General features: G+C 39.0%; 21 protein-coding genes and 1 riboswitch. Of the genes, 12 read left to right on the forward strand and 9 right to left on the reverse strand.

The genetic code is table 11. The annotated features are described in order from the left end of the window. The first annotated feature begins 144 nt into the window (after positions 1 to 144). The 4 genes from MHH23_RS01870 (at position 145) to MHH23_RS01880 (ending at position 2,806) form a co-directional block, all read left to right on the forward strand. On the forward strand, positions 145 to 564 hold the full coding sequence (locus MHH23_RS01870) for a hypothetical protein (RefSeq protein ID WP_216895359.1): 420 nt from the start codon (positions 145 to 147) through the stop codon (positions 562 to 564). Between the two features lie 317 nt (positions 565 to 881). Continuing rightward, positions 882 to 1,052: a hypothetical protein gene (locus tag MHH23_RS01875; protein WP_268430798.1), complete on the forward strand. Its 171-nt coding sequence runs from the start codon at positions 882 to 884 to the stop codon at positions 1,050 to 1,052. Between the two features lie 126 nt (positions 1,053 to 1,178). Beyond that, positions 1,179 to 1,304 (forward strand): YxiF family protein, encoded by a 126-nt coding sequence (locus MHH23_RS20100; RefSeq protein ID WP_433917278.1) that lies wholly within the window; start codon positions 1,179 to 1,181, stop codon positions 1,302 to 1,304. Between the two features lie 308 nt (positions 1,305 to 1,612). Continuing rightward, positions 1,613 to 2,806, forward strand: a complete 1,194-nt coding sequence (locus MHH23_RS01880; protein WP_024720468.1) for an MFS transporter — start codon at positions 1,613 to 1,615, stop codon at positions 2,804 to 2,806. Between the two features lie 46 nt (positions 2,807 to 2,852). On the opposite strand, the gene MHH23_RS01885 is transcribed toward MHH23_RS01880, so the two are convergent. The 3 genes from MHH23_RS01885 to MHH23_RS01895 all read right to left on the reverse strand — a co-directional run bounded on the left by MHH23_RS01885 (position 2,853) and on the right by MHH23_RS01895 (position 6,621). Next, entirely contained in the window at positions 2,853 to 3,755 is a 903-nt protein-coding gene (locus tag MHH23_RS01885; RefSeq protein ID WP_008344408.1) for a shikimate 5-dehydrogenase, read from the reverse strand. Positions 3,756 to 3,773: 18 nt separating this feature from the next. Beyond that, positions 3,774 to 4,955: an MFS transporter gene (locus MHH23_RS01890; RefSeq protein ID WP_024720467.1), complete on the reverse strand. Its 1,182-nt coding sequence runs from the start codon at positions 4,953 to 4,955 to the stop codon at positions 3,774 to 3,776. Positions 4,956 to 5,604: 649 nt separating this feature from the next. After that, complete coding sequence (locus MHH23_RS01895) at positions 5,605 to 6,621, reverse strand: LacI family DNA-binding transcriptional regulator (RefSeq protein WP_024720466.1); 1,017 nt, start codon at positions 6,619 to 6,621, stop codon at positions 5,605 to 5,607. A 276-nt stretch (positions 6,622 to 6,897) separates the two neighbouring features. Continuing rightward, positions 6,898 to 6,977, forward strand: a riboswitch (glycine riboswitch). A gap of 162 nt (positions 6,978 to 7,139) precedes the next feature. On the opposite strand from MHH23_RS01895, the gene MHH23_RS01900 reads away from it, so the two are divergent. Beyond that, the gene (locus MHH23_RS01900; RefSeq protein ID WP_024720465.1) at positions 7,140 to 8,486 is read left to right on the forward strand and encodes an amino acid permease; all 1,347 of its coding nucleotides are present in this window, start codon (positions 7,140 to 7,142) and stop codon (positions 8,484 to 8,486) included. 47 nt (positions 8,487 to 8,533) lie between these two features. Here MHH23_RS01900 and MHH23_RS01905 read toward each other — a convergent pair whose 3' ends face one another. Beyond that, positions 8,534 to 9,214, reverse strand: coding sequence for a DUF3169 family protein (locus MHH23_RS01905; RefSeq protein ID WP_079920016.1), 681 nt, complete (start codon positions 9,212 to 9,214; stop codon positions 8,534 to 8,536). Beyond that, positions 9,211 to 9,417, reverse strand: a complete 207-nt coding sequence (locus tag MHH23_RS01910; RefSeq protein ID WP_025208285.1) for a helix-turn-helix transcriptional regulator — start codon at positions 9,415 to 9,417, stop codon at positions 9,211 to 9,213. Before MHH23_RS01910 ends, MHH23_RS01905 begins: the two co-directional genes overlap by 4 nt. 170 nt (positions 9,418 to 9,587) lie before the next feature. Between MHH23_RS01910 and MHH23_RS01915 the strand changes: the two genes are divergently transcribed. Continuing rightward, positions 9,588 to 10,211, forward strand: a complete 624-nt coding sequence (locus MHH23_RS01915; protein ID WP_340958772.1) for an NUDIX hydrolase — start codon at positions 9,588 to 9,590, stop codon at positions 10,209 to 10,211. 10 nt (positions 10,212 to 10,221) lie between these two features. On the opposite strand, the gene MHH23_RS01920 is transcribed toward MHH23_RS01915, so the two are convergent. Continuing rightward, entirely contained in the window at positions 10,222 to 10,710 is a 489-nt protein-coding gene (locus MHH23_RS01920) for a DUF4188 domain-containing protein (RefSeq protein ID WP_008347392.1), read from the reverse strand. Between the two features lie 4 nt (positions 10,711 to 10,714). Then, on the reverse strand, positions 10,715 to 11,266 hold the full coding sequence (locus MHH23_RS01925) for a PadR family transcriptional regulator (protein ID WP_008347390.1): 552 nt from the start codon (positions 11,264 to 11,266) through the stop codon (positions 10,715 to 10,717). A gap of 182 nt (positions 11,267 to 11,448) precedes the next feature. On the opposite strand from MHH23_RS01925, the gene MHH23_RS01930 reads away from it, so the two are divergent. From MHH23_RS01930 to MHH23_RS01950, 5 genes are all read left to right on the forward strand, one after another. After that, positions 11,449 to 12,342 (forward strand): hypothetical protein, encoded by an 894-nt coding sequence (locus MHH23_RS01930; RefSeq protein WP_340958773.1) that lies wholly within the window; start codon positions 11,449 to 11,451, stop codon positions 12,340 to 12,342. Positions 12,343 to 12,443: 101 nt separating this feature from the next. Continuing rightward, on the forward strand, positions 12,444 to 13,322 hold the full coding sequence (locus tag MHH23_RS01935; protein ID WP_268430804.1) for a hypothetical protein: 879 nt from the start codon (positions 12,444 to 12,446) through the stop codon (positions 13,320 to 13,322). Positions 13,323 to 13,666: 344 nt separating this feature from the next. Further along, entirely contained in the window at positions 13,667 to 15,526 is a 1,860-nt protein-coding gene (locus tag MHH23_RS01940; RefSeq protein WP_268430807.1) for a beta-glucoside-specific PTS transporter subunit IIABC, read from the forward strand. Between the two features lie 4 nt (positions 15,527 to 15,530). Then, the gene (locus MHH23_RS01945; RefSeq protein ID WP_138279197.1) at positions 15,531 to 16,997 is read left to right on the forward strand and encodes a glycoside hydrolase family 1 protein; all 1,467 of its coding nucleotides are present in this window, start codon (positions 15,531 to 15,533) and stop codon (positions 16,995 to 16,997) included. 31 nt (positions 16,998 to 17,028) lie between these two features. Then, positions 17,029 to 17,877 (forward strand): PRD domain-containing protein, encoded by an 849-nt coding sequence (locus MHH23_RS01950; RefSeq protein WP_024720458.1) that lies wholly within the window; start codon positions 17,029 to 17,031, stop codon positions 17,875 to 17,877. Between the two features lie 93 nt (positions 17,878 to 17,970). Here the strand turns inward: MHH23_RS01950 and MHH23_RS01955 are convergent, their stop codons facing one another. Then, positions 17,971 to 19,149, reverse strand: a complete 1,179-nt coding sequence (locus MHH23_RS01955) for a response regulator aspartate phosphatase (protein ID WP_340958776.1) — start codon at positions 19,147 to 19,149, stop codon at positions 17,971 to 17,973. 432 nt (positions 19,150 to 19,581) lie between these two features. Between MHH23_RS01955 and MHH23_RS01960 the strand changes: the two genes are divergently transcribed. Further along, positions 19,582 to 19,776, forward strand: a complete 195-nt coding sequence (locus tag MHH23_RS01960; protein WP_235701649.1) for a hypothetical protein — start codon at positions 19,582 to 19,584, stop codon at positions 19,774 to 19,776. Between the two features lie 31 nt (positions 19,777 to 19,807). Here MHH23_RS01960 and MHH23_RS01965 read toward each other — a convergent pair whose 3' ends face one another. Further along, positions 19,808 to 20,569: an ABC transporter ATP-binding protein gene (locus tag MHH23_RS01965; RefSeq protein ID WP_041092659.1), complete on the reverse strand. Its 762-nt coding sequence runs from the start codon at positions 20,567 to 20,569 to the stop codon at positions 19,808 to 19,810. Positions 20,570 to 20,576 lie beyond the last annotated feature (7 nt).

A 20,576-nucleotide genomic window follows, 5' to 3' on the forward strand; every position in this document is an offset into this window, starting at 1 on the left:
TCTACGAGGTTAATAAAGCTAGTACTCCTCTGTTTTGCCGTTTCTAAGAGCAGTACATGCTTGATGGTGGTGGTCTTATAATGAATAAAAACCAAACAATGCTTAAAAAGAAAAATATGTGGAACCATAATTGGAGCATTAAAAATGTATATAGAACTGGATAAACTTTTATCCGCTGATACAACGGTAGATTCTTGGTACGATGAAGGGTATATACTAGTAAGTGAGATACTCTCGTATTTTAGCCTAAACGATTGGGAAAAACTATCAAAAAAGGTACTCCATAAACCAATAGAGTGGCAGCGGAAAATTGCGTACTGTCTCGATAATGAGTGCAATGAATATGAGTTTCATATTTTATTGGATTTGCTGAATACTAATGATGTTGAATTATTTGAGATTTGTATTGATACATTACGAAGTTATCCTATTGAAGAGGGTACAAAAATAGTACTGAAACATCCTCAGATTACAGAACGTATAAATCAAATGTTGACTACTACTGCAAACCTACCAGCAAAGACAGTTCTTCAAGACTTCATTTCAAAAATACATTCAAATTAGTCTGTTATTGCTGAAATTTAATGATGAAATAAGATCTTGATTGGTTTTAAACTGATCAAGATTATTTAATTTACACTGATGAAAAATGTCACATTGTAAATAGAGTAAGTAGGAATGTATTTATTCGGATTTTAAACAAACATAAGATTCATTATTACGTACATTTAATTATACAGAGTCCCCATTTATCTTGATTTCCTAGATTTATATCCAGAAATTTTGATCTGGAAATCAGTTCATTCCACCGTGTAGCCTGGTGGAATTTTCAAGGGGGAGATGTCTAGAGAGCAATGTTTACGCCTTGTGGAGGTGCTCCTATGAATAATAAAGGAAAAACTAAAATCGAAACCTTAAAAAAAAAGCAGAAGAAAGCACTTAATAAACGAATTAAGCTATATGAAAATTCCAGAACCCCCTTTTTTAGAGATCAAAGAAAATCATTTGTTTTGTCAGAAGGGATTTACTTTCCTTCAATCGAGAGAACATAAAAGTCAAATACATGGAGACAACTAACTAGAGCATATAGAAAAGCCTACACAACGTTAACGAAAATAGCCTTAAGGGTGATAGCGACTCCTAAACAAGGGAGATTGCTGTTTTTCTGAGATCATGAAATTGAATCGCTCTTGATGAATGTAGAAGAAGTGTTTCATCATCTAACGAGACTTCTTAAGCACATCAAATTCTCAAGTGGATACGGTGATTTCATTTTAATAGCAGAGGATTTTCATTTTGGATGATGCATAGAGCGTCAAGAATATTTTTATGAGTTTAGTCTTTGGGGAATGTGAGTTTAGAGGGGTTTTTTTCTATAACCAATTCCCTCAAATTTAAGCAATTCACTATCATTACCTTTCACATTCATATAAAATAAGAGCTAGTGAAAATTTGAAGAGATGCTTGATAAATGAAGGGCATGTAAGCTGTATGAAATGATGAGTTGTTTCAAGTACGTGAAGGTTGCAAAGCTGTTTCTCCTCACGCATGAATCTTGTAAGCGTAGCCATTATTTGTCACTTCATTGCAATGTGTTGAGGGGTGTGTCAGCATGAGGAATCCGTATTTGAGAACGGCCTCTAGTCTTTATATCAATTATTTTTTATTAGGTATGGTCAATATTATTTTGGCTTCTAATATGCCATTTTTGATCAAACAATTAGATACAAATAGTGCGGGGATAAGTTATATGATATCTGCACTCGGTATTGGCAGGGTGCTCACGTATGGTTTATCGGGCGTACTGTCAGATCGTTTTGGACGAAAGCCGGTCATTTTGGTTTCCGGGGTGCTGATGGCGGTGTTCCTCATCGGAATCCCATTGTCTCCGAATTATCAAATCGCGTTTGCGTTTGCGATTTTGGCAGGGGTGGCGAATTCGGCGATGGATGCAGGGACGTATCCGGCTTTAATGGAAGCTTTTCCTCAAAACTCGGGATCTGCAAATGTGATGGTGAAGGCGTTTATTTCGATTGGGGCGACCATTCTGCCGCTCGCTATTTTCTTTTTAGCAGAGCATGATCTGTTTTATGGATTTGCGTTTTTTGTACCTGCTTTTATCTATTTAGTGAATGTGATGATGCTGTGGACATTGCCATTTCCGAATCATCGCAAGGTGGAGCAAGTTCAGGTGACGGAGCATGATGGACTTCCGCGCTTCTCATCAGAGCCTACGTTTTGGAGAGAAGGGGTCGCACTGATTGTGATCAGTTTTACATCAAATGGTCTGTACGCCTTGCCGCAAATTTGGCTGCCTACGTACGGTGAGGAAATATTGGGAATGGCTTCTGGCAGTGCTGTGAAGCTGCTTAGTTACTATAGCATGGGCGGTTTGCTGTCTGTCTTATTGCTCGCATTTCTTTTGCGCCGCATTGTTCGTCCGGTCACCGTGCTGCTACTCTATCCGATTATTACATTAGCCTCTATCTGTGTGCTATTGGTCGTGAAGTCTCCAGTCATCGGGACCGTCAATGCATTTGTATTGGGCTTTTCAACAGCGGGTGTCTTTCAGCTGACGTTAACCGTAATGGCTGAGTTCTTCTGGAAAAACAAAGGGACGATGACAGGAATTATCTCAACAGCAGGCGGAGTGTCCGCCATTGTGATTCCAGTCGTCACTGGTTTGATCGAAACCCACTCGACCATTTTGCAAATCTTTATATTTGATGCGGGTGTGGCTGTTGTGGCGATCATCGGCGCAGTGTATATCCTTTATCGATATCGCCGTGTGATGATACACGAATAAAAAAGACGACTTCCAAAGCGGAGGTCGTCTTTTTTCTGTGTTTCGTTTAGAAACGGTCATTTTCAAATAGAATTTGTTTCACTTGTTCAACAGGCATATCCTCGCCAGTAAAGAGTTTGTACGCAAGGGCACCTTGCCATAGCATCATGCCAAGACCGTTAATCGTTTTGGCACCAGCTTCTTGTGCTTGAGCAAGAAGTTTTGTTTTTTGCGGGTTGTAGACGACATCTGTTACGATTAAGTCTTTGCGTAATACATCAAGGGTATCGTCAATAATGCTGAGCTCATCTAATGGTTTCATGCCAAGGCTTGTCCCGTTTGCTAAGATCGCACTTTCAGCTACTTCACGACGGAAAGCGTCTTTGTCTTCAAGTGGGAAAATATTCGCTTTGACACCGAATGATTTCATTTCGTTGTTGATGTAATTTACATTTTCTTCTGCTTGAACAAAGTATTGATCATTACGAGCAAAAATACTAATTTCACGAATACCTGATTGTGCAAGCTGAATGGCGATCGGTGTTGCAGCGCCGCCAGATCCAACGAGTGTAACCTTTTGTCCAGCTAATTCAACGCCGTGTTCAATTAAGTTTCTTACATAACCAAGACCATCTGTGTTGTAACCAACCAGCTTGCCATCTTTGTTCACAACTGTGTTGCTTGCGCGAGTATATTTTGCAGAATCATCTAGTTCATCTAAGTAATCGAGTACTTTCATTTTGTTCGGCATGGATACGTTAAATCCAGCTGCACCCATTGCTTTCATCCCGTTTACTGCTGCTTCTAGTTCATCATTTCCTACCTCAAAAGCAAGGTAGGCATAGTTGATTCCTGTTAGTGTATAGCCAAGGTTGTGCATCCGTGGTGACAGGCTGTGTCCGATTGGTGTTGCAAGAAGACCGACTAATTTTGTTTTTCCATCAATATTACGTTCATGTATGTTTGTCATGATTGACATCTCCTTTAATTATCTAAACAATTTTTTCATGCGTCGTAAAACAAAGACTGCTAACAATACGCTGATGACCGCAATGATCATATCAAAGAATAAAGTCATTTTAATATCGTACGTGCTGACGAGTCCGCTTGTAATCAGCGGAACAAGGATAAACGCTGAGCTTGCCGCAATGTTGACATATGATGAAGCCGTTGCTTTGTTTGTAGGGAATAATTTCATCATAATACTCATCGCCAACTGGAAAATGCCGGCTGTAAATAATCCTAAGAAAAAGGTACTAACAATGACAATGCCGTACGTTTCGATTTGAAATAGTGAAAGCATGGCAAGGAATGCCCCGATTGGGTAAATAATGGCGACCATAATCGGTGAAATGAATTTATCTAATACGATTGAAAGCAATAGAACAGATACGAGTGCACCAATACTAAAATAAGAAAGAAGCTGTGTCGCTTGTCCTGAGCCAAGCCCAATCAATTTCAACCCGAGCTGTGGAAGCCAAGTTTGCCATACGACAAATAATGCAGTAGACGTGAATCCCATAAGTACAACAGCTAAACCTTCACCAAACATTTTCGGTTCTTCCTTCATTTGCTCTTGAACGGGAAGATCGTTTTGAGAAGCCGTTTGCTTATGATTTGGGAACGGCATAAAGATCAAGTAAATGCCTACAAGTAAATAGAGAAGTCCTAGACCAAAGAATGCCCAGCCCCAGAAGATGTCATGTGCAATAAGGAATGCCAAGATAAATGGAAGAACAGTCGCACCAATTGATACAGACGCCTTTACTAAAACAGAAGCTGAACTTGCTTTTTTAGGAAATGATTCTGTCAAAGCAGGATATGTTCCTGAATCAAGTAATGAGTTCGCAATCCCTGCGGAAATGGCAAAAATGAAAGCCAATGTATAATTGGTCGTTATTGGAATCCCAATTAAGAATAATAAGTAGAGAAAGTTACCTGTAATAATGACAGGTTTTCGCCCCCAGCTGTCTGCCAGCCGGCCAGAGAAAAAGAGAGCAATTAATTTACCGATACCGATTGCTGATACAAGCAAGCTGATTTTTGGAATATCTACATGGTAGCGTTCAGATAAGCTTTCCATGTTTGATGCCACAATAATATTGATCATGCCTAGCATGAAATAGTTTAAGTACATGCCAAGTGATGATTTAATGTATGGATTTTTCATGTTCCCACTCCTATATTTGAAACCCTGTTCGGGCCAAATTCTTGTTACCCTTTGTTATTTCCTTAAACGTAAATAATATTAAGTCCATCACAACACCCCTTGTGTGATTGATGAAAAAAATAATGAATATTCATCTGTTCTTCAAATAAGTACATCGTTCTACTAAATAATTAAAAATAATAACAGTTATCATAAGTTGATGGACTTCCTTGATTTGATCAGAATCAAAAGATCCATCTTTAACTGTAGTTGATATGATAAATAACGATATGTTTACAAAAGGTATAACGATATACTAAAAGAAGCAACGAGATAAATATACTCCTGTGTATAAAATGTGTCAAGTTTATGACTTTGTGATTTAAAAAAAGAAAAATGTAATAAAGAAATAGTTGACTTGATCAATAAAAAAAGGAGAATCGCTTTGCAATTCTCCTTTCAGCGTGTAGACAAACCCTCGCATTCTTTGTCAGTCCTGTGCGCTGGTACTCACGAATGTCAAATTCGCTCCATGCCAGTGCTCGTCCTTCCTAGACTGCAAAGGTTTTCTATCACGCTGAAAAGAAGACAAAGGGCTAAAATAAAGTTCATTTTAGCCCTTTGTCAACAATCTGAAAGGAGAATCGCTTTGCAATTCTCCTTTTCATTATCATGTCGAGGTTTCTCGAATATGAAGTTGAGGCTTTAATATCAATCGCTGCAGTTCTTCATCCTGCTCGTTCATTTTATGATACAAAAGGTTGGCTGCTTTGACTCCAATGGATCGTGGAAATGATGAGACTGTGGTGAGCGGCGGGTGATACATCTCCGCTTCAGGGATGTTATCGAACCCAACTACATCAATGTCTTCACCAGGCTTGATGTCACGCGCTGCCAATTCTTGAATCACCCCAAACGCCACTAAATCACTGAAGCAAAAAATAGCAGTAGGTGGTTCGGGAAGGTCAATCACTTGGGCAAGAGCTTCTTTCCCGCCTTCACGGGTAGGCACCATATCAATAATAAGAGATTCATCCATCGTCAGGTCCTCATCATCATGGGCTCTTTTGAACCCTTTCATCCGTTCAATCCAAGTCGAGGAGGATTTGATTCCACCTAAGAAGGCGATGCGGCGATGCCCTTTTTGAAGAAGATGACGGACCGCCATCCAAGTGCCTTGTTCATAATCAACGCCGACATAATCACAATGGACATCTGCTAATTCACGGTTTGCCAATACTTTTGGTGTGCGAATGTTGTTTAATTGTTTCACCGTTCGTGTCGAACTTTTCGATGCTGGATTTAAGATGATTCCACCCACTCGGTGCTCTACCATTGTGGAGATGAGCCGCTCCTGCTTATCCACACTATCAAAGGTTGTCCCAAGTAAAACGGTATAGCCAAGTGACTCAAGGGTGGTTTGCACACCGATTAAAAATTCAGAAATGAAGGTGTTTGAAATATCCGTGACGATCACACCTACAATATTTGAACTTTTCGACCGCATGTTGGCAGCGACGCGATCGTACACGTATCCCAAATCCTCCATGGATTGCAGCACTTTTTTCCGGGTGGCTTCAGAGATCCTAGGGTTGTTGCGAACAACGAGTGAGGCCGTTGAAGTCGATACACCGGCATGCCGAGCGACTTCTTGTAATGTCACACGCTGTTTGTTCATTTTTTTCATTTGTCTTCACCAACTTCATTGGATTGCCTAACTATGGTTCATCATCAAGATGGATGTCTCCACCAAACGAGCCGAACATTCTTTGTTTCATTATACCTTAATCAAGGGGTGTTGATGAAGTGATGTCATATCAGCTTCAGATAAGGAGGAAACAACATCTTAAAAGATTACCATTGACAGCTTTCTTTTAGAGGCGTAAAATATAAAATTATTCAGAAATAGCAACATTTAAAGTAAATATCGAAGGCTATGATTGCTGTGGGTCACACTATGGCAGGAGCAGCTTCTGGAGAGACCGCATGTATGTGCGGCGCCGAAGGGTTCACAATCTCAGGCAAAAGGACAGAAGAGTACGAAATATTGTATTTGTGATGCATGGATCATACTGTGTATTGCTTTTCTCTATTTTGCTATTCTTTTATGACCGTGAGATTGGAGCGCATCCAATCTCTTTTTTTATGGACTTTTTGAGAGTTCATTATTTCAGTATAGGATCGTGTCGTAGGAGGGTGTTGGAATTGGCACAACAAGAGTTAAAGCGAGATTTATCAAACCGTCATGTTCAATTAATTGCCATTGGCGGAACGATTGGAACTGGGCTGTTTTTAGGGTCTGGAAAAGCCATTCAATTGGCAGGACCATCGATCATTTTTGCGTACTTAATTGTCGGAATGGCCATCTTTTTTGTCATGAGGGCACTTGGAGAATTGCTCTTATCTAAGGCGGGCTATCAGTCTTTAACGGATATAGCAGAGGATTATCTTGGACCGTGGGCTTCCTTTGTGACAGGATGGACGTATTGGTTTTGCTGGATTATGACAGCGATGGCAGATGTTATTGCGGTCGGGGTGTATGTGCAGTACTGGTTTGATATTCCGCAGTGGATTCCTGCTATTATTTGTTTATTGATTTTGCTAGGATTTAATTTATTAACGGTGAAGCTTTTTGGAGAAATGGAATTTTGGTTTGCACTGATTAAAGTGATTACGATATTACTGTTGATTGGCGTTGGAATTGTCCTGTTAATCATTGGTTTCCAAACAGATGCAGGGCCCGTGACGGTAACGAATCTGTGGTCACACGGAGGATTCTTTCCAAATGGTGTGACAGGCTTCTTATTGTCATTCCAGATGGTGATTTTTGCGTATGTGGGCGTGGAACTTGTCGGTGTGTCAGCAGCAGAAACAGCGAATCCGCAAAAAAACATCCCGTCTGCGATTAATAAAATTCCATTAAGAATTCTATTTTTCTATGTAGGTGCGATTTTTGTATTACTATGCATCAACCCATGGACAGAACTCAGTGCATCAGAAAGTCCTTTTGTGAAAACCTTTGGGCTCATTGGGATACCAGTAGCGGCGGGACTCATCAACTTTGTCGTCCTGACATCTGCGGCGTCTGCTTGTAATAGCGGTATGTTCTCAACGAGCCGAATTTTGTATAATCTCAGTCATCAAAAACAAGGACCAGCATCCTTTGGCCGTCTAAATAAACATGCTGTTCCAAGTAATGCCCTGTTTGTTTCGACGATTGTGGTGTCAGTAGGGGCTCTTTTAAGCAAGCTGATTCCTGAACAAGCCTTTGGTATTGTGACAACAATCAGTGCCATTTGTTTCATTTGGGTATGGAGTATTATTTTAATATGCCATCTGAAATATAAGAAAACACGTCCTGAACTGCATAAGGCGTCTACCTTTAAAGCGCCATTTACACCTTTTGTGAATATAGCGGTTCTTGTGCTCTTTGCTGCCATTCTTGTCATCATGCTTTTCGCTGACGCAACACGTCCAGCCCTGTTATTAACACCAGTATGGTTTGGGTTCTTATTTTTGATTTATGCACGACAGAAACGACGTTCAGCATAATGAACGAAAAAAGCACAGCCTTTTTAAATGGCTGTGCTTTTGCTTATTTAACGATTTCGAATCTTCAACATATAGTATGCATTAAGAATGATCAGAACAAGTCCAACGACGATGATGGAGAAGAGCTGAGAGTGATTGGCGCCAAGAGAATAGACAATCAAAATAAACATGGCACCGGTCAATAAAATATTCATCATTTGAAAAGTGTGAAAAAGCCCATCGAGCATCACATGCTTTTCGCCTTCATCAGAAATGGCGAGCAGTTTTTTGCCATAATCTTTATCGGTTGGACTAGGTAGGTGACGATTAGGATAGACGAGCTTTAGGACAGAGGTCGACACATAAGAAAGAATGACGGTGATCAAAAATAAGGCAGCATTTGCGAGAATCAGCCAGAGTGGCTGCTCAGTCACGATGGAAATACCAATTGCAATGATCGATAAAATGGTACTCACCGTATTAGCTAACGTTACATCAGTAAAAGTTCGGTACTGTTTTACCTCTAGTTCATCCTCCTCATCACCAGATACCGAAAGAGAGACTCTTTTCTTCATGCGTGAAATGCCTGAAAAACAATAAATGATGAATAGAACTGTCAAGCCAGTGATGACAAGAGTCGCTTCAAATGCAGCTTGCAGAAGTGTCAGCTCAAATTCGGCTGCCAGTAAACAGTAAGCACCGAGAAAACCAAGGAGAGCACCTAAGAGCATTTTGTATACAGTTTTCATGTGAGTTCATCCTCCTCGAATAGAAAAATTTGTTCAATGGGTTCTTGAAAAATACGTGAAAGCCTCATAGCAAGTAAGAGAGACGGCATTAATTCATCTCGTTCCATTAAGCTGATCGTCTGGCGGGAAACCTTTGCCCGTTTCGCAAGCTCCGTTTGGTTTAAACCATCACGTGCCCGCAGCTCTTTTAGCCGATTTTTCATTCTGTCACCTCAACTCTGATCAAAATGTTATCTTGATTGTAAAGTATTATATTCATTTTGACAAGTATAGTTGTCAAAATGATAAAAATAATTGTCAGAAAGATCGCCTTTATTCAAAAGGAAATCAATGATACGCTAAAGAAAAGAGAAACGGAAAATAGGTGATGCCCATGTTCATTGATCAATTAAAAAGTGACTTACATCAATCACAGCCGCTATTTATCGGAGAAGAGACAGCGTTTAAAGCGGCAGTCCTTGTCCCTTTGGTGCAAGTAAACGGGGAATGGCATGTTTTATTTGAAGTGCGATCACTGACGATGAGAAAACAGCCTGGCGATATTAGCTTCCCAGGAGGCAAACTCGACGGCGGCGAAACCGCACAAGAAGCCGCACTGCGGGAAACATATGAAGAACTAGGGATTCCGCCCGAATCCGTCAAGGTGTTAGGACAGCTCAGTCCTTATATTGCCTCTCCATCCTTTGTGGTATATCCATTTGTCGGTATCATTGATGAACAGCAGGTCAAACATTCCTTTAATCAAGAAGAAGTAGAGGAGACCTTTACTGTGCCGCTATCATGGCTCAGCCAATACGAACCATACTTACACCATGTATCGGTGCAGCCAACACCAGGAGAGGACTTTCCTTATGAAAAAATCATGAATGGTGAAAAATACAGCTGGGGGAGTCGTTCGATTGAGGAGTGGTTTTATGATTACGATCGTTACACCATTTGGGGATTAACTGCCCGCATATTAAAACATTTTGTGATGGTTGTAAAAAGAAATTCCTAGAGAATCAGCTCTAGGAATTTGTTGTAGAAAGGCGTTCTTTTGCGGTTTCTTTTCCTTTCCCTTTTCCAATTAGGATGGGCGCTTTAGCTTGGCTCAATCCATATGAAGGCATGTTCACGTAGATAGATTCATATGAGCCGGCTTGAATTTGATAAGTTTCATGATAAATTCCGACCGCGTCATTATTTCGTGCTCTTTGGTTAAATCCTTTCCAAGCAGCCAAATGCTTCTCCATCTTGGCGTAAGCAAGGAGGTCCTCTGTTGATTTCCAATATTGGATCATGGTGGTGGTGCGTAAACCGAAGTAATTTTCTGTCCCGAGAAAACCAAGTTCTTCTTGGTGTGTATAAAGTTCTTTGATCATCCCCGGCATCGCCTTAAATACTGGCAGCCATTGATGGACAGCCCAGCGTTTATTGATTCTCATTCCGATAATGAACACAACAATCGGCTCAGAATTGTCTGTTGTATACCTGCCAGCACGTATATTTTTTTTCATTTGTTCATCCTTCTTTCTTCATCGATTCACAGGTCTCCACGCACCAATCGATTCCAGCCTGCGCCACTTTCTTTCCGTAATCTAACGTATACAGCCAATACTTCGCATCAGCTTCATCTGGATACAGCTCTTGAATGTTTTGTTCAATCGCAACATATGTCTCATAACGGATACGGAGCTGCCTCTCATAATCTTGTAAAAGCACCAATTTTTTCTCAAACGAAAGATATTGACCAAAGAATAACTTTAATAACACTTCATTTCGTTCTGATGGTACTTGATCGAGCGGCTGCGCCAGCCATTGCCTCAACGTGTCCAGCCCTTTTTCAGTCAGATGATACTCCCGCTTGTCTGAGCGCCCAGTTGTAGAAGCGGGTGAAACCTTCGCAAGCCCTTCCTCGACTATTAACTTTAAAGCTGGATAAATTTGTCCATAACTAATTTTCCAAAAGTGATGCAAGCTCCTATCAATTAATTGCTTCACTTCATACCCAGACTTACAATCTGTCGTCAAAATCCCCAAAATCGCATACGTCGTATCATTGTATTTTTTCATTGATCAACACACCTATCTAAAAGATATATCATTTAGATATATAATAAACGATGTATAACTGCAGATACAAGAGGTATGAGAAAAAAATAAATGCTAGAAAGGAGGTGAAGAGATCACTGATTGGTTAATCAATAAGATGAATCCTTCATATAGAGTGAACGATCATAGTTTGGAGGGGACATATGAGTAAATCAAAAATCTGGATCATGACTATTCTGGCGGTACTACTGATTGGTGGAGGCGGCTGGATAGCCTATCAAGCAATCGCAAAAAAGAGTGGTTTGAATCATCCCTACGCCTTTGCATATAAGACTCATGATCGTGTGAACTGGTTCAAGGTAACGGAAAGAAACGGAAAAGTAACAGGTCATCTGAATGAAACCATTTTAGAGGAAAATCCGAAAAGGCATTATGCCCCCAATCTATTTATCAACAAATATCAATTAACTGGGAAATCAATTGAAAACGGTTACGAATTTTATGTGAAGCAAGGGAAAGAAACGGTCACATATGAAATTCACCTTGTCGAAAAGATTCTTTCTGTGAAAAAACAAGGTGAAAAGCACAGCATCACATACAAAGCAGTTGATCAAAAAAAACTACGTGCTGTTCAACAGGACATTCATACTCGATATGAGAAACTGATGGATGACACGGAAAATAGATTTCATGATTATGTACGAAACTTCATTAAGAAAGTAACAGGCGCTTATGGTTATCTGTATACGGCAGAGGATGGTTCGTACCAACTATTTCTAAAAGTAAAACGAATGTATATGCAGTCTGAATGGGCAGGTTCTTTTCTAATGAGAAAGGCCCCAGGAGATGGTGGTGAACCTTATAAAGAAACGAAACATACAGCCGGTGGAGTTTCAGATGGGATGATGTTTGATTTGAGTACTTATCCTGCAATTGAAAAGGGTTTTATTTTAGGTGAAACTGACCGAGACGCAACATACATTAAATTTCCTTTTAAAATGGCAGGCGGGACAATAGAATTTAAAGCGGTCACGAAAGAGGAATATCAAGAACAAACAGAAGCATTCAAAAAGAAGGCGAAAGAATGGCAAAAGTAGATCGTGTTGGAACAGATGAATGTTGTGAATGGCATTTCAGGGCGATCAGAATAAATAGGGATCATGAAGGTTTTTCAAAACATATTTGAGTGGAGGTACGTATGAGTAAACTGAAAATGTGGGTCGTGTCTATCCTGGCAGTACTCATCTTAGGTGGAGGCGGCTGGACAGCATATCAAGCAATCGCAAAAAAGAATTCATTGAATCATGCCCATGCATTTGCGTATAAAACGAAGGATAGAATGAGCTGGTTTGAGATATCTGAGAATAAAGGCAAAGTAACGGGGCATTTGAATGAAAAGTATATAGAAGAAGTGAGGTGGGATCCGCAAATCTATAAAAAACAATTTGTCGTATCTGGCAGTTCAAAAGAAAATGGGTATGAATTCAAAGTCACACAAGGTAAAGAAACGATCGTATACGAAGTTCACTTTTCAGGAAAAGACCTTTCAGTAAAAAAACAAGGTGAAAAGAAAGGCATGATATATAAGGCAATCAATCAAAAAAAGCTAGATAAATATCATAAAGAGATTCAAAAACGATATGATTATCTATTCGATACCGCTGAAGATAGGTTTTATGATAGTATGAGAAACTTCAAGGAGAAAGTGGCGAAAGTATATGGTTTTCTCTATACGGCAAAGGACAAACAACTATTTTTACAGGTGAAAACCATGCATATTGAGCTTGGATGGTCCGGCTTCCTTCTAATCACAACTGTTCCCGGAGAAGAGTGTAAGCCTTATAAAGAAATGAGATTAGAAGTCATGGGTGATACGGATGGAAGAAATTTTGTAATGGGCCATGAGCCTTCAATTGAAGATGGGATCATTAAAGGTTCCACTGATCGAGATGTAAAATCAATCAAACTTCCATTTAAAATGACAGGCGGTACTGTAGAGTTAAAAGCGGTTACGAAACAGGAATACCAAAAACAAGCGAAAGCATTCAAAAAGCAGGCGGAAGAAAGAAAAAAATAGATGATATGAAACCAGATGAGTGAACTTATCTGGTTTTTTATTAATAAAGAGTTCTTATTGATGATAAAAAATATTGGTGTATAAAAAAAGTGAGAAAGGTTGCTTCAACTAAATTAAAGAAAATTAATTTAGGTATATAGACCTTAATAATTTTTAGAAAAATAAATGTTGACGCTTTCATATAATCGATATATACTAAAAACAAATCCAATATAAATAAATTAGACATGTGACTGGTCATGCAGGCAGGATCTAAAAACGATGAATTTCTTTAATTTGTCGTTTTAGGTCCTTTTTTTATTGTCAAAATATAGGTCTCATGTATGAGAAAAGGAGGAGAAAAAATGGATTACACACAAGTCGCCAAAGATGTTTTACAGCATGTAGGTGGTAAAGAAAACATTGCACACCTTGAACACTGCTCAACAAGACTTCGCTTCACACTAATTGATCAGAAAAAAGCAGATGTACCAGCATTAGAAAAAACACCAGGTGTCATAGCTGTCAGAATGTCAGGACAATGCCAAGTGGTCATTGGGAATGACGTGATTGAAGTGTATCAACAGGTAACAAATTTAATGGGCGGCAGCTCGTCTGGGCAAAGCATGCCATCCAATCAGCCAAAAGAAAAAAGAAAAGCAGGCACAGTTCTATTAGATTTCATTGTGGGTGTCTTCCAGCCGCTTGTTCCGGCTATCGCAGGCGGAGGAATTTTAAAATCATTTCTTCTCCTTTTCTCTTTATTAGGCTGGGTGGATGTAAAAGGCCAAACCTATCAAATACTGAATATGGTGGGTGACGCACCACTATACTTCCTGCCATTACTAGTCGCTGTCACAACGGCAAATAAACTAAAGGTAAACCCACTGGTCGCATTATCAGCAGTCGGTGCACTCCTTCTTCCGAACATGACAGCCATGCTTACTGAAGGTGCGCAATTAATGTCATTCGACGTAAAAAATATAGCTTATGCGTATCAAGTGTTTCCAGCAATCCTTTCTGTATTGCTTTACGCTCAAATGGAAAAATTCTTCACACGATTTTCACCAAAACCAATTCGGATTTTCTTTGTCCCAATGATGTCATTAGTCATTACTGTACCAGTTACGTTACTGTTATTAGGACCACTTGGTTTTACAGCAGGACAAGGGTTTTCATCCGTTATTCTTGCGATGTTTAATACAGTAGGCTGGGTAGCTGTCGCAATTTTAGCAGCGGTACTCCCGTTTATGGTTGCATCAGGCATGCACAAAGCAATGGTCCCTTATGCAGTGACAACGATGGGGAACCTCGGGAAAGAAGCACTTTATTTACCAGCATCACTTGCGCATAATATTGCGGAAAGTGGAGCATGTTTCGCAGTGGCACTACGCACGAAAGACAAGGTACTCAGATCAACAGCCATTTCGGCAGGAATTTCAGCATTTTTTGGCATCACAGAGCCTGCTTTGTATGGTGTGACACTTCAAAATAAACGCGTACTTGGAAGTGTCATGATTGGTTCGTTTGTTGGCGGGATCTTCATTGGATTAGTTGGTATACAAGCCTTTGTACTTGTTGGTCCTGGATTAGCAAGTATGTCGATGTTTATATCAGATGAGCTTCCACGAAATCTAATGTTTGCTGTCATTGGAGCTGTCATTTCCTTCGTTGTTGCTTTTATCGCTGCTTTTGTATTAGGTAAGGATAAAAAAGTAGAAGAAAAGACAAATGATCAAGATGCATTTGCTGAACAAATTGGAGCAGGGGAAACTTTCAAAAGCCCTGTGATTGGTCAAATGATCTCTCTATCTGAAGTAAAAGATGATATTTTCTCTTCAAAGGTCATGGGAGACGGAATTGCCATTGTTCCTTCAGAAGGAGCGTTATATGCACCAGTAGATGGTGAGGTCACCTTGCTGTTCGAAACAAACCATGCACTTGGTATGAAAACGGATAAAGGGGTGGAAGTATTATTCCACATTGGCATTGATACTGTACAGTTGGAAGGACAGTATTTTTATCCAAAAGTGCAGGCAGGAGATCGTGTACAAGCAGGGGATTTACTCATTGAATTTGATGTAGAAAAAATCATGGAAGCAGGATACGATCCAGTTACGCTTGCTGTCATCACGAATACAGATCAATATGATATTAAGGTACAGCCATTACAAGAGGTCAATCGCCAAGATACATTGATGGTTATCACCCAATTAGGAGGCTAAACATATGACGACAATAAAAGGTTTTCCAAAAGGATTTTTATGGGGCGGCGCCATTGCCGCCAACCAAGCAGAAGGCGCTTGGAATGTAGATGGAAAGGGCCCATCTGTTGCTGATATTGCGATGTACCGGTCTAATTTGAGTGTAGAAGATTATGAAGGGCATCTAGCTGTTACTTCTGAAAATATAGATAGAGCGATGAAAGACCCAGATGATAAAAAGTACCCAAAACGCAGAGGTGTTGATTTCTATCACCACTATAAGGAGGATTTGGCTCTATTTGCAGAAATGGGTTTTAAAACTCTTCGCATTTCTATTGCATGGAGCCGTATCTTCCCAACTGGAGAAGAGAAAGAACCAAATGAAAAAGGACTCCAATTTTACGATCGTTTATTTGCAGAAATGAAAAAACACAACATAGAACCGATTGTGACACTGTCACATTATGAAATGCCGTTAGCACTGAGCGTGAAATATAATGGCTGGGTTGAAAGAAAAGTCGTTGATCTCTTTGTTAAGTTCGCCAATGTATGTTTTGAACGCTATAAACATGATGTGAAATATTGGCTTACCTTTAATGAAATAGATAGTATTCACCGCCACTCTTTTATTACAGCAGGAATTATTCCTGATCGCTGCCCAGAAGGGAAAGAGGAAGAAACGGTTTATCAAGCACTCCATCATCAATTCATTGCCTCTGCACTCGTAACAGCAGATTGTCATCGCATCATACCAGGCAGTCAAGTAGGGTGTATGCTGACAAAATTAACAACGTATCCGCACACTTGTCATCCGAATGATGTGGAGCGGGCATTGAAACAAAACTTAGAAAACTATTTCTATGCAGATGTTCAGGTATTTGGTGAATACCCGCCGCTTATCAAGCGCATGCTTGAGAGAAAAAACATTCATATCCAAATGGAATCAGATGATCTTTCTATTTTAAAAGAAAATACAGTAGATTTTATCTCGTTCAGCTACTATATGTCTTTAACTGAATCAGCTGATGAAGGATTAGAAAAAACGGATGGAAATACCATCCGTGGGGTCAAAAATCCTTACCTTCCATCTACTGATTGGGGATGGCAGATTGATCCGGTTGGTCTGAAAATTTCTTTAATAGAATTATATGATCGTTATCAAAAACCACTGATCATTGTAGAAAACGGCATGGGTGCAAAAGATGTTGTTGAAAGTGATGGATCAATTCACGATGATTATCGTATTAACTATTTCAAAGAGCATTTCTGCCAAATGAGAGAAGCTGTGGAAGAAGGCGTTGATCTCTTCGGATATACGAGCTGGGGCTCAATTGATATTATTAGTGCAGGTACATCACAGATGTCAAAACGATACGGGTTCATTCATGTAGATCAAGATGACGATGGAAACGGTACATTAAAACGTTCTCGTAAAGACTCATTTTATTGGTACAAAAAGGTCATTGAAACAAATGGTGAATCGCTTGATTGAAAAACCACAATCATGAAAACAGGTGATGACGATGTTTAAAATCAAAAAAGTTTTAAACTCGAGTGTGGTTCTGGCTGAAGATCAGAACCAACAGGAGATGGTTCTATTCGGCCGGGGGATTGGTTATGGACAAAAACCAGGTCAAATGATTGAAGAAAAGAAGGCAGATCAAGTGTTTATGTCTGTCGATAACATGAAAGCGAAGGAATTTCTCCAACTGTTAGATTCAATGCCGCAAGAGTTTATCGATTTAACTCAGCATATTGTTCAATATGCTGAAAAACGCTTAAACTCAAGTCTGAATTCTGGTGTCTATTTTACCTTGATGGACCACTTGAATTTTGCAGTAGAACGGCACAAGAAGAATATTAATATTACAAATCGAGTATACTGGGAAATCAAAAACTACTATACCGAAGAATTTGAAGTAGGTAATTATGCGCTTGAGTTAGTCAACAATACATTGGGCATACAATTACCAAAGGAAGAAGCGGCCAATATCGCCTTCCATTTAATTAATGCGTTAGGTGAAGAGTCCGATTCCAAAGATGGCATGAAGTATGCCAAGATGATCGGAAGTATTGTGAATCTTGTCCGCTATACGTTGAATATGAAAATGGATCAAGAGAATATTCATTACAGCCGATTTATTACACATGTGAAATTCTTTGTTGAAAGATTTTACGCAAATAAATTATTATCAGATCAAGAAAATGAGTTGTTTGAACAAATTGCACACTTGTATCCTCAAGCGATGGATGTAGCTTTCAAAATCAAAGATTATATTAAACAGGTGCATAGTATTGTTATTCCAAATGACGAACTTACGTATCTGGCAGTACATATTCACCGCCTCATTTCTTATCAAGAACTAAAATAAATGTGGACCACTTGCCTTGTAACGAGGCAAGTGGTTATTTGTATTGTATCGGTTTATGTTCCGATAGGTCGTTCTGTTGGGCCAAGATTTGTATCATTTAACGAATTGTAAGACACCGTTTGTCCGAAAACAACGATGGCTAAAGCGAAAATGAGTAAACTCACTTTTTTCATCATAATTCCTCCAATTAAGTGTAGTGTGTTCTAATTGATAGGCATCCTTCAAAAAGAGGTATGCTTGGTGAATTGAACCTAGCTCTTCAAAGTGTTTGGCAGCTAGTGCACTTAATTCACGGGCACCCTCAACATCCTTTAATTCTTTCAGAATACTGATGTCATCGAAACAGGTTTGAGCTTTTTTGGATATGTCTTCAGTGAAATATAGGTGATAGAGAAAATTCATTTTTGCTGTATAGATGGGGTTTCTGTCTATTTCTTGTTTTTGTTTGACTAATTCAAAATAATAGAGAGCTTGCGACTTTTCATCAATGGAGAGTAGCTCTTTTAGTAACATAAACATGGAGTGTTCGAAATAACAAGATGAAAGGTAGTCATCATCACTAAGAGCCTTTTCTAGGGCATCAATACATTTTTTTGATTCTCCAACTTCGGCATATAGAATACTGATATTGTGATAAAGCTGTGATGCTAAAAAATGATCGTTTAATTGATTTGAGATGTGTAATGCTTTTGTGTAGTAATTCTCGACTCTTTTGAAATCGCCAATATCCATGAAGTTGGTGGCTGCGATCACAAAAGCTGCTGCCAGTCTTCTTTCATAGCCATCATGACCTTTGAAAATATCGATAGCATTCTGAATATAATGAAGTGAAATCAGGCTTTGGCGAAGCATCATATATAGGTTTGCGACCTTCGTATGGAATTCTGCTACTTCTATTTCATCAGGAATGTTTTGTAGTTTTTTCTCAGCAATTTTAAACAGTCCGATGGCTGATGCATAGTCTCTGTTATATGAAGCGTAAAGGGCTTTATATAGGTAAAAATAATATTCAATTAAGTCGTTTGTTTTAGAAGGGTATTCTAGCACTGTCGGTTCATTCAGTTTTTTACCTCTTCGTTCATATAACATGAGCTTAAACTTGCCTTCTAGCAATGAATAGTAGGTCAAGACCTCCTGATTCTCTTCCATCTCTTGAAGTAATTCCTTTAATTCTGTGTAGATTGTCTTTGCATTGTGTACATCATGCTTACGAATGGCAATTCGCCAATCATTTAAACGATTCCCCACCTGTTCAGCTGAAATGATTTTCATGGAAATTTCACCTCTTTAACATCCTTTCGCCTGTTTCAATAAAAAACGATATCACAATTTTTGGTAAAATATAATCGTTTCTGGGAGGTGATTGACAGGAGGTAATAAAAAGGACCTTATGTCATGAGATGTACGTTATTGTAATGATGATTGATTGTTTATTCAAATGAGTAAAATCTTTTTTTGGAAGTCCAAAAACGTGATAGATACTATTAGTTTTAAGTTTATGGTCGAAAATACCATCCGAATATATGAAATAAAGCTATTTTAGCTATGAGAGAAGAACAATGAAAGGTCGATCTAGAAGGGAAAATCAGTTATGATGTTGCTAGATGATTTTGGGAAAGAAACTGGAAGTTACTGAGAAAGGCGAATATCCGAGACAAGTGTTGACCTTTCAGAAAGGATGTTGAAATGAAAAAAAGATTTCAAATGTTAAACTGGCAAATGACAATTGTGATGACGACGCTTTTACTTGTTTTAGTCACTCTTTATATCTCAAAGAGATACTTTTATAGCAAAGAAATTGAGTTGCTGACAGAATCTTGTCAACAAGAAGACGGCAAAATCATACTAGAAACAAATAGTTTGACTATGGATTACTCCTTTGAGTGTAAGAAAAAATAAAACAGGCAGCTTTTTGCCTGTTTGACACCAATTAAAACCCTAAGTTTTGTAACCACTTGTTTAACAAGGCCTCTCGTTTCTCAGCGGTAAAGCGATCGTATTTTCCTAAATTTAAATGGGCTGAAATTTCACCGTCATTCATAAACAAAATTCTTTCAGAGCAAAGGGCCACTTTTGGATCATGGGTGACGAGTAGCAGAGTTGTTCCTTCAGAATTGATTTGTGAAAAAATATCCATGACTTCCTTTGTGGTGCTTGAATTAAGAGCACCTGTGGGCTCATCGGCAAAAAGAATGTTTGGTTCATTCATAAGAGCTCGACAGATAGAGGCTCTTTGGAGCTGTCCTCCTGATACTTCTGATAAATATCTATCAGCTAAATGATCAATATCAAGTTTCTCCATTAAATATTTCGCTCGTTCATTGATTTCTTTTCTCGGCATTTTCTTCGCTAAGTAAGCTGCAGCAATGATGTTATCAAATAGATTGAGGTTTTTTAGTAAGTGGCTGTGTTGAAAGACGAATCCCATCTCTGATAAGCGCAAAGCTGTTAACTGTTTGTCTGTCATTTCTGATAGCAGTTGACCTTTATATTTGATTTCCCCTTTTGAGGATGTCTCTATACCGCTAAGTTGATAAAGCAAAGAGGTTTTTCCACACCCTGAAGGTCCCATAATGGTGACAAATTCTCCACGTTTAATGGTTAAGTGAATATTTCTAAGAATGGTCTGTTTTTGTCCTTTTAATGAATCAATTTGTAAAGACAATTGCTTCGCTTCAATTAATTGTTTCATGTGAAAC

The sequence above is a fragment of the Bacillus sp. FSL K6-3458 genome, from assembly GCF_038005045.1.
GTDB classification, from domain to species: Bacteria; Bacillota; Bacilli; order Bacillales; family Bacillaceae; genus Bacillus; species Bacillus altitudinis.

Excerpts from the sequence above, each read along its gene's own strand:
- MHH23_RS01870 (WP_216895359.1), top strand. The coding sequence starts at position 145 with ATGTATATAGAACTGGATAAACTTTTATCCGCTGATACAACGGTAGAT.
- MHH23_RS01875 (WP_268430798.1), top strand. The coding sequence starts at position 882 with ATGAATAATAAAGGAAAAACTAAAATCGAAACCTTAAAAAAAAAGCAG.
- MHH23_RS01880 (WP_024720468.1), top strand. The coding sequence starts at position 1,613 with ATGAGGAATCCGTATTTGAGAACGGCCTCTAGTCTTTATATCAATTAT.
- MHH23_RS01885 (WP_008344408.1), bottom strand. The coding sequence starts at position 3,755 with ATGACAAACATACATGAACGTAATATTGATGGAAAAACAAAATTAGTC.
- MHH23_RS01890 (WP_024720467.1), bottom strand. The coding sequence starts at position 4,955 with ATGAAAAATCCATACATTAAATCATCACTTGGCATGTACTTAAACTAT.
- MHH23_RS01895 (WP_024720466.1), bottom strand. The coding sequence starts at position 6,621 with ATGAAAAAAATGAACAAACAGCGTGTGACATTACAAGAAGTCGCTCGG.
- MHH23_RS01905 (WP_079920016.1), bottom strand. The coding sequence starts at position 9,214 with ATGAAAACTGTATACAAAATGCTCTTAGGTGCTCTCCTTGGTTTTCTC.
- MHH23_RS01910 (WP_025208285.1), bottom strand. The coding sequence starts at position 9,417 with ATGAAAAATCGGCTAAAAGAGCTGCGGGCACGTGATGGTTTAAACCAA.
- MHH23_RS01915 (WP_340958772.1), top strand. The coding sequence starts at position 9,588 with ATGTTCATTGATCAATTAAAAAGTGACTTACATCAATCACAGCCGCTA.
- MHH23_RS01920 (WP_008347392.1), bottom strand. The coding sequence starts at position 10,710 with ATGAAAAAAAATATACGTGCTGGCAGGTATACAACAGACAATTCTGAG.
- MHH23_RS01925 (WP_008347390.1), bottom strand. The coding sequence starts at position 11,266 with ATGAAAAAATACAATGATACGACGTATGCGATTTTGGGGATTTTGACG.
- MHH23_RS01930 (WP_340958773.1), top strand. The coding sequence starts at position 11,449 with ATGAGTAAATCAAAAATCTGGATCATGACTATTCTGGCGGTACTACTG.
- MHH23_RS01935 (WP_268430804.1), top strand. The coding sequence starts at position 12,444 with ATGAGTAAACTGAAAATGTGGGTCGTGTCTATCCTGGCAGTACTCATC.
- MHH23_RS01940 (WP_268430807.1), top strand. The coding sequence starts at position 13,667 with ATGGATTACACACAAGTCGCCAAAGATGTTTTACAGCATGTAGGTGGT.
- MHH23_RS01945 (WP_138279197.1), top strand. The coding sequence starts at position 15,531 with ATGACGACAATAAAAGGTTTTCCAAAAGGATTTTTATGGGGCGGCGCC.
- MHH23_RS01950 (WP_024720458.1), top strand. The coding sequence starts at position 17,029 with ATGTTTAAAATCAAAAAAGTTTTAAACTCGAGTGTGGTTCTGGCTGAA.
- MHH23_RS01955 (WP_340958776.1), bottom strand. The coding sequence starts at position 19,149 with ATGAAAATCATTTCAGCTGAACAGGTGGGGAATCGTTTAAATGATTGG.
- MHH23_RS01960 (WP_235701649.1), top strand. The coding sequence starts at position 19,582 with ATGTTAAACTGGCAAATGACAATTGTGATGACGACGCTTTTACTTGTT.
- MHH23_RS01965 (WP_041092659.1), bottom strand. The coding sequence starts at position 20,569 with ATGAAACAATTAATTGAAGCGAAGCAATTGTCTTTACAAATTGATTCA.